The sequence below is a fragment of the Saccharothrix coeruleofusca genome (assembly GCF_017876325.1).
In the GTDB taxonomy this organism is placed as follows: domain Bacteria; phylum Actinomycetota; class Actinomycetes; order Mycobacteriales; family Pseudonocardiaceae; genus Actinosynnema; species Actinosynnema coeruleofuscum.
Map to the genome: position 1 here is coordinate 652114 of NZ_JAGINV010000001.1, position 14096 is coordinate 666209.

The following is a 14096-nucleotide window of genomic DNA, read 5'->3' on the forward strand; positions in this document are numbered from 1 at the left end:
CAGGTGATTCACCTGCTAAAAGCGCTCAGGGTCAGCTGCAACCGGAGGTCGAGCCGCAGCCCTCGCACAGGTAGCAGGAGCCTGCGGGCCGCATCTTGGTGCCGCAGGTCATGCACAGCGGCGCGTCGGCGGTCGTGCCCAGGTGCAGTTCCAGCAGCTCGGTGGAGCTGCCCACCTTGACGTCCTGCGGCTTGGGCTTGTCCTCGGCCGCCGACTTCGCGGACTTCTCGACGGCCTTCTCCGGCGTCGCCTCCACCGAGGTGCGCAGGCCCTCCAGGTCCACGTCGCCGCCGCCGTAGTTGTCGGCCACCTGGGCGGTGCGCTCGTCGGCGGTGAAGATGCCCAGCTGGGCCCGCTTCTCGAACGGCAGGTAGTCCAGGGCCAGCCTGCGGAACAGGTAGTCCAGCACGCTGGTGGCGATCCGCACGTCCGGGTCGTCGGTCATGCCCGCGGGCTCGAAGCGCAGGTTCTGGAACTTCGAGACGTAGAACTCCAGCGGGATGCCGTACTGCAGGCCCACCGAGATCGACATCGAGAAGGCGTCCATGACACCGGCCAGGGTCGAGCCCTGCTTGCCCAGCTTGACGAAGATCTCGCCGAGGCCGTCGTCGGGGTAGGAGCCCGCGTGCAGGTAGCCCTCGGCGCCGCCGACCGTGAACGACACGGTCTGCGAGGGGCGCTTCTTCGGCAGGCGCTTGCGTACCGGGCGGTACTCGACCACCGTCTCGGGCTTGGTCTCCGCCGAGGCCGACGCCTTGGCGCCCTTGCCCGCCGACAGCGGCTGGCCGACCTTGCAGTTGTCGCGGTAGATCGCCAGCGCCTTCAGGCCCAGCTTCCAGCCCTGGTAGTAGATCTCCTCGACCTCCTCGACGGTCGCCGTCTCCGGCATGTTGACCGTCTTGGAGATCGCGCCGGACAGGAACGGCTGCACCGCCGCCATCATCCGCACGTGGCCCATCGGCGCGATCGAGCGCTCGCCCATCGCGCAGTCGAACACCTCGTAGTGCTCGGGGCGCAGCCCCGGCGCGTCGACCACGTGGCCGTGCTCGGAGATGTACTCGACGATGGCCTCGATCTGCTCCTGCTGGTAGCCCAGGGCCTTGAGCGCGCGCGGCACGGTCTGGTTGACGATCTGCATGGAGCCGCCGCCGACCAGCTTCTTGAACTTCACCAGCGCCAGGTCCGGCTCGATGCCGGTGGTGTCGCAGTCCATCATCAGGCCGATGGTGCCGGTGGGGGCGAGCACGCTGGCCTGCGCGTTGCGCCAGCCGTTGACCGCGCCGACGCGCTGGCACTCCTGCCACTCCCTGGTGGCCAGCTTGACCACCGCGGCGTCGTTGGCGTGGTAGGTGCGCAGCAGGTCGTTCGCGGCCGAGTGCTTGCGGATGACCCGCTGGTGCGCCTCGGCGTTGCGGGCGTAGCCCTCGTACGGGCCGACCACGCCCGCCAGCTCGGCGGAGCGCCGGTAGGCCACCGCCTGCATCAGCGAGGTGATCGCCGCGGCCAGCGCCCGACCGCCCTCGGAGTCGTAGGCGTGGCCGGTGGCCATCAGCAGCGCGCCCAGGTTGGCGTAGCCGATGCCCAGCTGGCGGAACTTGCGGGTGGTCTCCGCGATCGGCTCGGTCGGGAAGTCCGCGAAGCTGATCGAGATCTCCATCGCGGTGATGACCAGCTCGACCGACTTGGCGAACAGCTCCGCGTTGAAGGTGCCGTCGTCAGAGAGGAACTTCATCAGGTTCAGCGACGCCAGGTTGCAGCTGGAGTTGTCCAGGTGCATGTACTCCGAGCACGGGTTGGACGCGGTGATCCGGCCCGACTCCGGCGTGGTGTGCCAGTCGTTGATGGTGCCGTCGTACTGGATGCCGGGGTCGGCGCACTCCCACGCAGCCTTGGCCAGCTTGCGGAACAGTTCCCTGGCGTCGACCTGCTCGATGACCTCGCCGGTCTGCCGGGCGCGCAGGCCGAACTGGGCGCCGTTCTCGTAGGCGTGCATGAACTCGTCCGACACGCGCACCGAGTTGTTCGCGTTCTGGTACTGCACGGACACGATGTCCTTGCCGCCCAGGTCCATGTCGAACCCGGCGTCGCGCAGCGCGCGGACCTTGTCCTCCTCGCGCGCCTTGGTCTCGATGAACTCCTCGATGTCGGGGTGGTCCACGTCCAGCACGACCATCTTGGCCGCGCGGCGGGTCGCGCCGCCGGACTTGATGGTGCCCGCGGAGGCGTCCGCGCCGCGCATGAACGACACCGGGCCGGAGGCGGTGCCACCGGAGGACAGCAGCTCCTTGGAGGAGCGGATGCGGGAGAGGTTCAGACCCGCGCCGGAGCCGCCCTTGAAGATCAGGCCCTCCTCCCGGTACCAGTTCAGGATCGATTCCATCGTGTCGTCGACCGACAGGATGAAGCAGGCGCTGACCTGCTGCGGGGAGCTGGTGCCGACGTTGAACCAGACCGGGGAGTTGAAGCTGAACACCTGGTGCAGCAGCATCCAGGTCAGCTCGTGCTCGAAGACGACGGAGTCGGCCTCGGTGGCGAAGTAGCCGTGCTTGACGCCCGCCTCGACGTAGGTGCGCACCACCCGGTCGATCAGCTGGCGCAGGCTGTGCTCGCGCTGCGGGGTGCCCACCGCGCCGCGGAAGTACTTGCTGGTGACGATGTTCGTCGCGTTGACCGACCAGAAGTCGGGGAACTCGACGCCCCGCTGCTCGAAGTTGACCGAGCCGTCGCGCCAGTTCGTCATCACGACGTCGCGGCGCTCCCAGGTCACCTCGTCGTAGGGGTGCTTGCCCTCGGTGGTGTAGACGCGCTCGACCACCAGGCCAGTCCGCTTGTCCCCCGCACCGTCGCGGGCAGCCGCCGTCTTCTTGCTGGAGCCGCCAACGGTCTCCGTCATGAACCGGTCCCTCTCCCTGATGTCTGGATGTTGTGGCACGACCACGTCCGGGTCCCCGTCCGAGGCGGTCGCGGAAATCTGCTGGTCCCTAGTCGCGGGTCTGCGCGGAGCGCAGGTCGGCGATCTCCTTCTCGAAGTCCTCGACCGAGGAGAAGGACCGGTACACGCTGGCGAAGCGCAGGTAGGCCACCTCGTCGAGCTCGCGCAGCGGCCCGAGGATCGCCAGTCCCACCTCGTGGCTGGGGATCTCGGCGCAGCCGGTCGACCGGATGGACTCCTCGACGCGCTGGGCCAGCTGCTGGAAGGCGTCCTCGTCGACCGGCCTGCCCTGGCACGCGCGGCGCACGCCGTTGACGACCTTGTCGCGGCTGAAGGGCTCGGTGACGCCGGAGCGCTTGACCACCGCCAGCACCGCTTCCTCGACCGTGGTGAACCGCCTGCCGCAGTTGGAGCAGGACCGCCTGCGGCGGATCACCTGGCCCTCGTCGACTTCGCGCGAGTCGACCACACGCGAGTCCGAATTCCGGCAAAAAGGACACCGCACGCCTGCTCACCCCTCCCCGGCGCAGCACTCATCGCGTCAACCCACCTGACGGGGAAATCCCCAATCTGTGGGCCAACTCGACGGTGTAACCACTAGATGTGGGGGTCAACCTATGCCGGATGCCTACCGCGCGCAAATCTTGAACGGCGTGTCGCGCGGGCGACCCGGCCGAGCGGGCGGGGCGCGGCGCGACGGCGGTGGTGAGCCGTGCCGCGCGGTCCGGGAGAGGCTACTGTCGCCGCCGCCACCCCACCACTCGGCGACCTCGGCTCGCGGGTGCTGTCGGCAGTCGGCGGTGTCGGTCGGTGTTGTCAGTCGGCGGTGTTGCCGTCGGGGACGAGGAGGGACTGGCCGGGGACGACCGCGGTGTCGGTCAGCCCGTTCAGCTCGCGGATGCGGGCCACCACGGCGTCCGGGTCGCTGTTCGGCGCGGCGCGACGGGCCACGTCCCGCAGCGTCTCGCCGACCTGGACGTGCGCGGTGTCGACGCGCTCGGGCACGCTCGTCCCGCCCGAGGCGTGCAGGTAGAGCGCCGCCAGGCCCACCGCCACCGCCGCGGTCGCCAGCGCGGAGGCCAGCAGGCGCAGCGCGGGGTGCTGTCGGGGGCGCACCTCGCACGCCGCGACTTCCGGGACCGTGGTCACCGCGACGGGCCGCCGCCTGCCCGCTGGTCGGCGGTGGTCGGCGACGTCGAACCGGCGCAGCACCCGCGGGCCGGGGTGCGGCCCCCGGCCCAGCGCGACGTCGTCGGCGCCCGCGCCGTCGACCAGTGCGAAACCGTCCCGCGTGCCGATGACCACTGCCATGACGTTCCCTCCACCGCAGGTCAACGGGTCATGATCGAACAGGAGTTCGATCGAACTGCTGTGCGAATGTCTACCACCTCCCCGCGCGAAAGTGGAGCGACACGCCGGTGTTTACTTCGAACAGGTGTTTGATATGGACACCGACTGCGACTACCTTCGGCAGTTGAAGATCGACGGAGAGCCGGCCTGGGCGATCGGGACCGGTGAGGAGGAAGCACCGTGGCACGCAAGACCAACGACGACCTGCGCATCGCCGATGTGCCCTCCGCTGCGCCCGCCGCCGCGCCTCCCGCGCCGGAGGCCGCCTCCGCGCCCGCGGAGATCGCGGGCAACGCCGGGCTGACCCTGCGCCAGCGCAAGGTGCTCGACGTGATCCGGGACTGGCTGGACCGCTTCGGCTACCCGCCCAGCGTCCGGGAGATCGGCGAGGCGGTCGGGCTGACCTCCACCTCCTCCGTCGCGCACCAGCTGCGCGCCCTGGAGCGCAAGGGCTTCCTGCGGCGCGACCCGAACCGGCCGCGCGCGGTGGGCGTGCTGCCCACCGAGATCGTCTCGGGCCTCGACCCGGCCGCCAAGCCCACCCCGGCCTACGTGCCGATGCTGGGCCGGATCGCCGCCGGTGGGCCGATCCTGGCCGAGGAGGCCATCGAGGACGTGTTCCCGCTGCCGCGCGACCTGGTCGGCGAGGGCGAGGTCTTCCTGCTCAAGGTGGTCGGCGACTCCATGGTGGACGCCGCGATCACCGACGGTGACTGGGTCGTGGTGCGGCAGCAGCCCACCGCCGACAACGGCGACGTGGTGGCCGCGATGATCGACGGCGAGGCGACGGTCAAGACGTTCAAGCGCAAGGACGACCACGTGTGGCTGATGCCGCACAACCCCGCCTACCAGCCGATCCTCGGCGACGAGGCGTCCATCCTGGGCAAGGTCGTCGCGGTGCTGCGCAGGCTCTGACCAGGTCCGGGGCGGCTGGTCAGCGCGACCGGCGCGACCGCCGCACGAGGGCCGCGACCAGCGCCAGCGCGAAGGCTCCGCCGCCCACCACCAGCCAGGCCGGAGGTCCGTCGGACAGGGGCGGTGACGGGCTCGCGGTGGTGTCCGCGGGCGCGGACTGCTGCGTCGCGGTCGGCTCCGCGCTCGGCTCTGTGGTCGGCTCCGCGGTCGTCGCTCCCGACGACGCGGCCAGCCCAGCGGCGCCCGCGACCGCCCGGATCACCGAGCTGCTGCCCGCGTCGCCGAACTCCGAGGCGGACAGCAGCGTGCCGTCCGGCTCGAACGCGATGGCCTCGCCCTGCGGCTCGTTCGGCAGTGGCACGCGCACCGGGTCGCCCTCCAGCGCCGCCACCAGGTCCCCGTCCGGCACCTGGTAGAGGTAGGCGTCGGTGTAGGTCCGCAGCGCGGCGACCCGGCCGTCCGCGGACACCGCGCCCCCGGTCACCAGGCGGGTCACCACCGTGCTCTGGAGCGGGCCGCCGGGGGTGTCGGTGGTGTCCAGGGACACCGCGGCGACCTGCTCCATCGGTGTCGGCGCGGTCTCGGACAGCTCGCCGGTCGGCCGGTAGACCAGTGCGCGGCCGATGGTCTCCTTCGTCACCACGTGCGGCACCCCGCGGCCGTCGAAGAGCACGGCTTCCGCGTCGTGCCTGCCGTCCGGGTAGGTCAACCGGTACAGCTTCGCCGCGCCGCCGGGCGACACGGCGTGCAGCGCCACGGTGTCCCGCGTCCTGCCGTTGTCGCCGGTGTCGGCCAGCCACAGCGTGCCGTCCGGGGTCAGCGCCAGGTCCTCGACGTCGAACGGGTTGGCGGGCGCGGTGATCGTGCGGGTGACCGCGCATGTCCGCGACAGCACCCGGATCTCCACCCGCCCGTCGTCGCTGTCGTTCACCGCGAACCACTCGGCGCCGTTGGACGCCAAGCCGGACAGCTCGGCCAGGCTGCTGCCGGTCACCCGGCACACGTCGACGACGGCGGGCTCCGCCGCAGCGGAGCCCGCCGTCAGGACCAGGGCCGTGGTGACCAGCAGGGCGCGCACGCTCAGGCGCGGCTTCCGTTCACCGCGTACCGCTCCAGCGCGCCCGCCAGGTCCGGGCGGACGCGGGCGCTGAGCTCGGTGCCCTCCTCGGTGTGGCGCTCCTTGAGCACCTCGCCCTCGCGGTGCACTCGCGCCACCAGCTCGCCGCGGGCGTAGGGCACCAGCGCGTCCACCACGACCTGCGGCCGGGGGATCATGCCCGCGATGCGCTCGCGCAGCTCGGCGATGCCCTCGCCGCTGTGCGCGGACACGAACTGCGCGGTCGGGAACAGGTGGCGCAGCCGGGCCAGCGTCAGCTCGCCCACCGCGTCGACCTTGTTCACCACCAGCAGCTCCTGCGGCATCGGCTCGTCGCGGCGCTCGCTGATCTCCGCGATCACCTCGCGCACCGCCGTGACCTGCTTCTCGGGCATCCCGTCGGAGCCGTCCACCACGTGGACCAGCAGGTCCGCGTCGGCGACCTCCTCCAGGGTGGACCGGAACGCCTCGACCAGCTGGTGCGGCAGGTGCCGGACGAAGCCGACCGTGTCGGTCAGCGTGTAGGGCAGGCCGTCCGGGGTGGTCGTGCGCCGGGTCGTCGGGTCGAGGGTGGCGAACAGCGCGTCCTCCACCAGCACGCCCGCGCCGGTCAGCGCGTTGAGCAGGCTGGACTTGCCCGCGTTGGTGTAGCCCGCGATGGCCACGCTGGGCACCGCGTTGGCGACCCGGCGACCGCGCTTGGTCTCCCGGATGACGCCCATCGCGGCGATCTCCCGGCGCAGCTTCGCGATGCGCGCGCGGATGCGCCTGCGGTCGGTCTCCAGCTTCGTCTCACCGGGGCCGCGCAGACCCACGCCGCCGTTGCCGCCGCCCGCCCGGCCACCGGCCTGCCGGGACAGCGACTCGCCCCAGCCGCGCAGCCGCGGCATCAGGTACTGCAGCTGGGCCAGCTCGACCTGGGCCTTGCCCTCCTTGGAGCTGGCGTGCTGGGCGAAGATGTCCAGGATCAGCGCGGTCCGGTCGATCACCTTGACCTTGAGCTTCTCCTCCAGCTGCCGCAGCTGGCCGGGGGAGAGCTCGCCGTCGGCGATCACGGTGTCCGCGCCGGTCGAGATCACGATGTCGCGCAGCTCGCCGACCTTGCCGGAGCCGATGTAGGTGGCCGGGTCGGGCCGGTCGCGCCGCTGCACGAGCCCTTCGAGGACCTCGGAGCCCGCGGTCTCGGCCAGCAGGGCCAGTTCGGCCAGCGAGGCCTCCGAGTCGGCCGCCGTGCCCTCGGTCCACACGCCGACCAGCACCACCCGCTCCAGGCGGAGCTTCCGGTACTCGACCTCGGTGACGTCCTGGAGCTCGGTGGACAACCCGGCGACGCGCCGCAGCGCCGCGCGGTCGGCGAGGGCCAGCTCGCCGGTGGACAGCTCGGCGTCGTGGTCGAGCCAGTCGTTGGTGCTGTACGTGTTTTCCGTCATTTGCCCTTCATCGTCCCACGTCCCGCCTCTGCGACCGAGTGGTTAATCCCCCGGTGGGTCGGCGGCCTGCACGAGGAACAACGCTCGAGCGGGCCGATTAAGTTCCCGCGACACGACCCCGATGCGGTCGACACCCCCCATCACCCTCGGACACTTCGGGGATGTCCCAGCGGTCACACCGCGCCTTCCGGCTGTTCTGGGCGGGCGACGCGGCCAACCAGTTCGGCAGCGCGGTCCAGGACGTGGCGCTGCCGCTGGTGGCGGCCACCGCGCTGGCCGCCTCACCCGCCCGGATGGGCCTGCTCGCCGCGGCGGGCACGGCCGCGTTCCTGGTGGTCGGGTTACCGGCCGGGGCGCTGGTGGACCGGGTCCGCAAGCGCCCCCTGATGGCCTGGACGACGACCGCGCGGGCGGCGCTGCTGCTCACCGTGCCGGTGGCGTGGTGGCTGGACGCGCTCACCTTCACCCACCTGGTGCTGGTGGCGCTGGGCGCGGGCGTGCTGACGGTGTTCTTCGACGTGGCGTCCCAGTCCTTCCTGCCCGCGCTGGTGCCGCGCGCGGAGCTGCCCGCCGCCAACGGCAGGCTCACCTCGGTGCAGCAGGTGGCTCGTCTGCTGGGCAGGCCGGGCAGCGGTGTCCTGGCGCAGGCCGCGGGCAGCGCGAACGCCGTGCTCGGCGTGGTGGCCGCGTACGCTTCCTCGGCGCTGCTGCTGCGCGCGGTCGATCCGCAGGAGCGGGTTCCCGAGCGCAGCGGGCGCAGGCTGTGGACCGAGATCGGCGAGGGCCTGCGGTTCGTGCTGCGGCACCGGCTGGTGCTGCCCACCGTCCTGTGCACGGCCACGTGCAACTTCTTCCACGGCGCGTACAGCGCGGTCAGCGTGCTGTTCATGGTCCGCGACCTGGCGCTGCCCGAGGGCGCGGTGGGCCTGCTGCTGGCCGTGGGCGGGGCGGGCGGGGCGCTGGCCGGGGCCACCTCCGGCTGGTTCGTGCGGATCGGCCAGGTGCGGCTGATCTGGGTGTCCATGCTGTGCACCCAGCCCGCGTGGCTGCTGGTGCCGCTGGCCGAACCGGGGTGGAAGCTGTCACTGCTGGTGGTGGGCCTGCTCGTGACCTCGGTGGGCACCGTGCTCTACAACGTCGCCCAGGTCAGCCTGCGCCAGGCGCTGTGCCCGGACCACCTGCTGGGTCGGATGAACGCCAGCGTGCGCTGCATCGTCTGGGGCGCCATGCCGCTGGGTGCCCTGACCGGGGGCCTGCTGGCCGAATCGCTGGGCGTGCGCGGCGCGCTGTGGGTCGCCGCCGCGGGGCTCAGCAGCGGTGTCCTCTGGGTGCTCGGCTCACCCCTGCGGCGTATGCGCGATGTGCCGTCGATCACTACGGTCGAGGGGCATGGCTGACACCACCGTGCTGCGCGACGATCTCCGGTTCGGCGAGGGGCCACGCCACGGCCCCGACGGCAGGTTGTTCTACTCCGACTTCTACGACCACCAGGTGCGCGCGCTCGACCTGGCCACCGGTGAGCAGGAGGTCGTCTGCGAGGTGCCCGAGCAGCCGTCCGGCCTGGGCTGGCTGCCCGACGGGCGGCTGCTCGTGGTCTCCATGCGCGACCGGGCCGTGCTCAGGCTGGAGCCGGACGGCACGCTGGCGCCGCACGCCGACCTGAGCGGTATCGCCACCTTCCACGCCAACGACATGCTGGTCGACGACCGGGGGCGCGCCTACGTCGGCAACTTCGGCTTCGACCTGCACGCGGCGATCGCGCAGGGCGGCGAGGAGGCGCTGCTGGACCCGGAGTGGGTGCCGCCGGGGACACCGCTGGCGCTCGTGCGGCCGGACGGGACCGCCGAGGTGGCCGCCGACGACCTGAAGTTCCCCAACGGGATGGCGTTCCTGCCCGACGGCACCCTCGTGGTCGCCGAGACGCTGGCGTTCGGGCTCACCGCGTTCGACGTGGCGGAGGACGGCGCGCTGACCAACCGGCGGCCCTGGGCGGCCCTGCGCGAGCACTCCGTCGCCCCGGACGGGATCGCGGTGGACGCCGAGGGCGGCGTCTGGGTCGCCGCCGCGCTGCAGCCGTGCGCGGTGCGGGTGGTGGCGGGCGAGGTCGTCCAGCGGGTCGAGACCACCCAGACCTGCTTCGCCGTCGCCGTGCTCGGCTCGCGCCTGGTCTGCTGCACCGCGCCCACCTCGCAACCGGAGGTGGTGGCCGGGGCCCGCCTGGGCAGGCTGGAGGTCTGCGACCTCTGAACGCGTGAGTCGCGCGTCCGGACACCGCGAACCGGGCGTTCAGGCACCGCGAACCGAGCGTTCGGGCACTTCGGGTAGTGGTCACCGGCCCTTCGAGGCCCGTCGGGTGGTACTTGCCGACGGGGCGTTCGGAGGGTCAGGTCAGGCTGTCCCACCAGGACTGGTCCAGCTCGCCGCGGGCCAGCAGCACGGCCGGGCCGGTCAGGGTGGCGGTCTCCTCCTCGACGACCACCGAGAGCTGTCCACCCAGGACGTCCACAGTGGCCTTGCCGGTGCGCTGCCCCGTCCCGTGCAGCCACGCCGCGACCGCCGCGACCGTGCCCGTGCCGCAGGAGCGCGTCTCGCCCACGCCGCGCTCGTGCACGCGCATCCGCAGCGCGCCGTCGCCCAGGACGTTGACGAACTCCACGTTCACCCCGCGCGGGAACACCGCCGGGTCGTGGCCCGGCGCGTCGTCCAGGTCCAGCTCCGCCACGGGCGTGTCGGTGACGCACGCCAGGTGCGGGTTGCCCACGTCCACCGCGAAACCGGTGAACGCCGCGCCGCGCACCGAGGCCGTGGACGCGCCGGTGACGCGGGCCGGTCCCATGTCGACGGTGACCGTGCCGTCCTCGTGCGCCACGACCTGCCGCCTGCCCGCGCGGGTGCCGATCTCGAACTCGCCGGTCGGGACCAACCCGGCCTCGACCAGGTAGCGGGCGAACACGCGCACGCCGTTGCCGCACATCTCGACGATGGAGCCGTCGGCGTTGCGGTAGTCCATGAACCACGGCCCCATGTCCGGCCGCACGACCCGCAGCACGCCGTCGGCGCCCAGGCCGCGCCTGCGGTCGCACAGCGCCCGCACCCGCGCCTCGGTCAGGTCCAGCACGCCGTCGGGATCGGGCAGCACCACGAAGTCGTTCTCGGTGCCGTGGCCCTTGAGGAACTCCACGCCCATGCCCACCAGGCTACTTGCCCAGCAGCGCCAGCACGTCGCCGACCAGGCCGTCGCGACCCGCGTCGAACCAGGTCACCCGCTGGTCGCGGCGGAACCACGAGCGCTGCCGCCGGACGAACCGCCGGGTCGCCCGCGCGGTCTCCGCCGCCGCGTCCGCCAGGGTGAGCTCGCCGTCGAAGGCGGCCAGCACCTGCTGGTAGCCCAGCGCCCGCGACGCGGTGCGGCCCTCGCGCAGGCCACGCGCCTCCAGCGCGCGGACCTCGTCCACCAGGCCCGCCTCGAACATCCGGTCCACCCGCAGGTCGACCCGCTCGTCCAGCTCGGACACCGCGCGGTCCAGGCCGACCAGCACCGCGCCGTAGCGGGCCGGACCGGGCTTGGGCATGGTCGCGGAGAACGGCCGCCCGGTCAGCTCGATGACCTCCAGCGCCCGCACCACGCGCCTGCCGTTGCTGGGCAGGATGGCCAGCGCCGCGGCCGGGTCGAGCCCGGCCAGCCGCTGGTGCAGCGCGGGGGCGCCCACGACGGCCAGCTCGTCCTCCAGCCGGGCGCGGATGGCCTCGTCGGTGCCGGGGAAGACCAGGTCGTCCAGCACGGCCTGCACGTACAGCCCGGAGCCGCCGACCAGGACGGGGGTGCGGCCCTGGTCGAGCAGCCGCTCGACCACCGCGCGGGCGTGCCGCTGGTAGGCGGCCACCGAGGCGGTCTCGGTCACCTCCAGCACGTCGAGCAGGTGGTGCGGCACGCCTCGGCGCTCCCGCTCGGTGACCTTCGCCGTGCCGATGTCCATGCCCCGGTAGAGCTGCATCGCGTCGGCGTTGACCACCTCCCCGCCAAGGCGCAGGGCCAGCTCCACGGCCAGGTCGGACTTGCCGGTCGCGGTGGGGCCGACGACGGCGACGGGAACGGTCACGCCCCAGTTTCCCAGACGGCGACGTGGTAGCCGACGCCGAACGGGGCCAGGAACCGCGACCTGGCGCACCGCCACGGTCCCCGCACGCCCGCCAGCACCTGCCAGGCCGCCCGGCCCCGCGCGCCCAGCTCGGCCGCCAGCGCCGGGTCGACCGCGCGCAGCGCCGCGGTGTCCGCCGCCGCCAGCGCGCGGTGGACCGCATCGTCGAACGGACCGGCCCGGTCGTCGGCTCGTCCCACCGCCAGCTCGCCGTGCCGGTGCGAGCCGTCGCCCAGCACCAGCAGGGCGTCACCCGAGGCGGTCAACCGCTCGCCCAGCGCCACGCACCGCGCGGTCGGCAGGTCCGGCGGCACCAAGTGCACCCGCACCCGACGCGCCCCGACCCGCTCCCGCAGCCAGCCCGCGACCAGGGCGGGCAGCGGCAGGTCCGCCACCACGCGGGACGGCGCGTCCGACAGCGCCACCGGCACGTCCACCCCGAAACCGCGGAAGGTCCCGGCCACGTCGGACAGTTCGCGCGGCGCTCCCGGCGCCACGCCGACCGCCACCCACTCGTCCGCGCACGCGGCCAGGTCCGCCGCCGCGGCCAGGCAGGCGGCCCGCACCGGCTCGGTCTCCGCGACCGCTCCCGCGACCAGTTCGGGCACCAGCAGGGGCGGGTGCGGCACGACCGCGACGCGGGAGATCATGGACTGGACGTTACTCATCTCCCACCACCAGTACCGGCTCGAGCCCTGACCTGTTTGAATGCGCGCGGGGTACTGGGGACCGGTCGAAGGTCGCGGTACTCGGGTGCTGGGCCCCGCCACTGGCGGGGCGCCCGTGGTCGGCACGGGCACCATGAAGCGGGCAGGCGAGGAGGAAGCCGGCGATGACGGAGCACGAGACGACACCGGGAACCACTGGCGACAGTGGTGCGGGGGCGGTGGTCGAGGAGACGCAGGCCGGGACGCAGGCCGGAGCGCAAGCCGGAGCGCAAGCCTCGGTGCCTCCGCCGGTGCCCGCGGCGTCGGACCACCCGGAGCGCTGGGGGCGCGTGGACGAGGAGGGCACCGTCTACGTCAAGACCGCGGACGGCGAGCGCGTCGTCGGCTCCTGGCAGGCGGGCGAGCCGGTCGAGGGGTTGGCGCACTTCGCCCGCCGGTTCGACGACATCCGCACCGAGGTCGAGCTGCTGGCCACGCGGCTGTCCTCCGGGGCCGGTGACCCCAAGCACGCGCTGACCAGCGCCAAGCACATCCAGGAGAGCCTGGCCGACGCCGCGGTGGTGGGCGACCTCGCCGCGCTGGCCGCCAGGGTCGAGCACGTCCTGGCCAAGGCCCAGGAGGCGCTGGAGCAGGCCAAGGTCGCCAAGGAGGAGGCCAGGGCCGCGGCGGGCGCGCGCAAGCTGGAGCTGGTCGAGGAGGCCGAGGCGCTGGCCAACGAGTCGACCCAGTGGAAGGTCGCGGGCGACCGGCTGCGGGCGATCCTGGACGAGTGGAAGACCATCCGGGGCGTCGACCGCAAGACCGACGAGCAGCTGTGGCGGCGGTTCTCCAAGGCGCGTGACGCGTTCAACCGGCGGCGCGGGTCGCACTTCGCCGACCTGGACCGCCAGCGCGGGGTGGCCAAGCAGCGCAAGCAGGAGCTGGTCGAGGAGGCCGAGAAGCTCGTCGACTCCGACGACTGGGGCCCCACGGCCGGTCGCTACAAGGAGCTGATGGTCGAGTGGAAGGCCGCGGGCCGCGCGCCCAAGGAGGCCGACGACGCCCTGTGGCAGCGCTTCCGCGCCGCGCAGGACGCGTTCTTCGCCCGGCGCTCCGAGGCCTTCAGCGAGCGTGACGCGGAGTTCGCCGCCAACGCGAAGCTGAAGGAGGAGCTGCTGGTCGAGGCCGAGCAGATCGACCCGTCGCACGACCTGGAGGCGGCCAGGCAGCAGCTGTACCGCATCCAGGAGCGGTGGGACGCCATCGGCAAGGTCCCCAGGGAGCGGGTCCGCGAGCTGGAGGGCAAGCTGCGCGCGGTGGAGGAGAGGGTCCGCGGCGCGGTCGACGCCCAGTGGCGCCGGTCCGACCCGGAGGCCGAGGCCCGCGTGGCGCAGTTCCGGGAGCGGGTCGAGCAGTTCGAGTCCCAGGCGGCCAAGGCTCGCGCGGCGGGCGACAAGCGCCGAGCCGAGCAGGCCGAGGCGCAGGCCAAGCAGTGGCGCGAGTGGCTGGCCGCGGCGGAGCAGGCAGTCGCCAGCCGCTAGTCACCGGAACGGGGAAGGGGCGTGCGCGACCACCGCGCACGCCCCT

General features: G+C 72.9%; 12 protein-coding genes. 4 read left to right on the forward strand and 8 right to left on the reverse strand.

Annotated elements, in window-relative coordinates; genetic code table 11:
• Nucleotides 1-31: 31 nt before the first annotated feature.
• From JOF41_RS03225 to JOF41_RS03235, 3 genes are all read right to left on the reverse strand, one after another.
• A complete protein-coding gene (locus tag JOF41_RS03225) occupies nucleotides 32-2893 on the reverse strand; it encodes a vitamin B12-dependent ribonucleotide reductase (RefSeq protein WP_189221882.1) in 2862 nt (953 codons plus the stop codon).
• An 88-nt stretch (nucleotides 2894-2981) separates the two neighbouring features.
• Complete coding sequence (gene nrdR, locus JOF41_RS03230) at nucleotides 2982-3437, reverse strand: transcriptional regulator NrdR (RefSeq protein ID WP_189221881.1); 456 nt, start codon at nucleotides 3435-3437, stop codon at nucleotides 2982-2984.
• 311 nt (nucleotides 3438-3748) lie between these two features.
• Entirely contained in the window at nucleotides 3749-4243 is a 495-nt protein-coding gene (locus tag JOF41_RS03235) for a LysM peptidoglycan-binding domain-containing protein (protein WP_209616043.1), read from the reverse strand.
• A gap of 219 nt (nucleotides 4244-4462) precedes the next feature.
• Here JOF41_RS03235 and lexA point away from each other — a divergent pair, with 219 nt between their 5' ends.
• Nucleotides 4463-5197 (forward strand): transcriptional repressor LexA, encoded by a 735-nt coding sequence (gene lexA, locus JOF41_RS03240; protein WP_372448466.1) that lies wholly within the window; start codon nucleotides 4463-4465, stop codon nucleotides 5195-5197.
• Between the two features lie 19 nt (nucleotides 5198-5216).
• On the opposite strand, the gene JOF41_RS03245 is transcribed toward lexA, so the two are convergent.
• Both JOF41_RS03245 and hflX read right to left on the reverse strand, forming a co-directional pair.
• Complete coding sequence (locus tag JOF41_RS03245; RefSeq protein WP_209616046.1) at nucleotides 5217-6275, reverse strand: WD40 repeat domain-containing protein; 1059 nt, start codon at nucleotides 6273-6275, stop codon at nucleotides 5217-5219.
• A gap of 2 nt (nucleotides 6276-6277) precedes the next feature.
• Complete coding sequence (gene hflX / locus JOF41_RS03250) at nucleotides 6278-7723, reverse strand: GTPase HflX (protein ID WP_189221878.1); 1446 nt, start codon at nucleotides 7721-7723, stop codon at nucleotides 6278-6280.
• 161 nt (nucleotides 7724-7884) lie between these two features.
• On the opposite strand from hflX, the gene JOF41_RS03255 reads away from it, so the two are divergent.
• Both JOF41_RS03255 and JOF41_RS03260 read left to right on the forward strand, forming a co-directional pair.
• Nucleotides 7885-9120 carry an MFS transporter gene (locus tag JOF41_RS03255; RefSeq protein ID WP_209616049.1) on the forward strand — a complete coding sequence of 412 codons (1236 nt, stop codon included), beginning with the start codon at nucleotides 7885-7887 and terminating at the stop codon, nucleotides 9118-9120.
• Nucleotides 9113-9970 carry an SMP-30/gluconolactonase/LRE family protein gene (locus JOF41_RS03260; RefSeq protein WP_189221876.1) on the forward strand — a complete coding sequence of 286 codons (858 nt, stop codon included), beginning with the start codon at nucleotides 9113-9115 and terminating at the stop codon, nucleotides 9968-9970. Before JOF41_RS03255 ends, JOF41_RS03260 begins: the two co-directional genes overlap by 8 nt.
• A 136-nt stretch (nucleotides 9971-10106) precedes the next feature.
• Here JOF41_RS03260 and dapF read toward each other — a convergent pair whose 3' ends face one another.
• The 3 genes from dapF to JOF41_RS03275 are packed head-to-tail and all read right to left on the reverse strand — an operon-like array spanning nucleotide 10107 to nucleotide 12512.
• Entirely contained in the window at nucleotides 10107-10910 is an 804-nt protein-coding gene (gene dapF, locus JOF41_RS03265) for a diaminopimelate epimerase (protein ID WP_244989494.1), read from the reverse strand.
• A 10-nt stretch (nucleotides 10911-10920) separates the two neighbouring features.
• A complete protein-coding gene (gene miaA, locus JOF41_RS03270) occupies nucleotides 10921-11823 on the reverse strand; it encodes a tRNA (adenosine(37)-N6)-dimethylallyltransferase MiaA (RefSeq protein ID WP_189221874.1) in 903 nt (300 codons plus the stop codon).
• Nucleotides 11820-12512 (reverse strand): class III extradiol ring-cleavage dioxygenase family protein, encoded by a 693-nt coding sequence (locus tag JOF41_RS03275; RefSeq protein ID WP_189221873.1) that lies wholly within the window; start codon nucleotides 12510-12512, stop codon nucleotides 11820-11822. The genes miaA and JOF41_RS03275 overlap by 4 nt, the downstream gene beginning before the upstream one ends.
• A gap of 182 nt (nucleotides 12513-12694) precedes the next feature.
• Between JOF41_RS03275 and JOF41_RS03280 the strand changes: the two genes are divergently transcribed.
• A complete protein-coding gene (locus JOF41_RS03280; RefSeq protein ID WP_189221872.1) occupies nucleotides 12695-14050 on the forward strand; it encodes a DUF349 domain-containing protein in 1356 nt (451 codons plus the stop codon).
• Nucleotides 14051-14096: the final 46 nt, after the last annotated feature.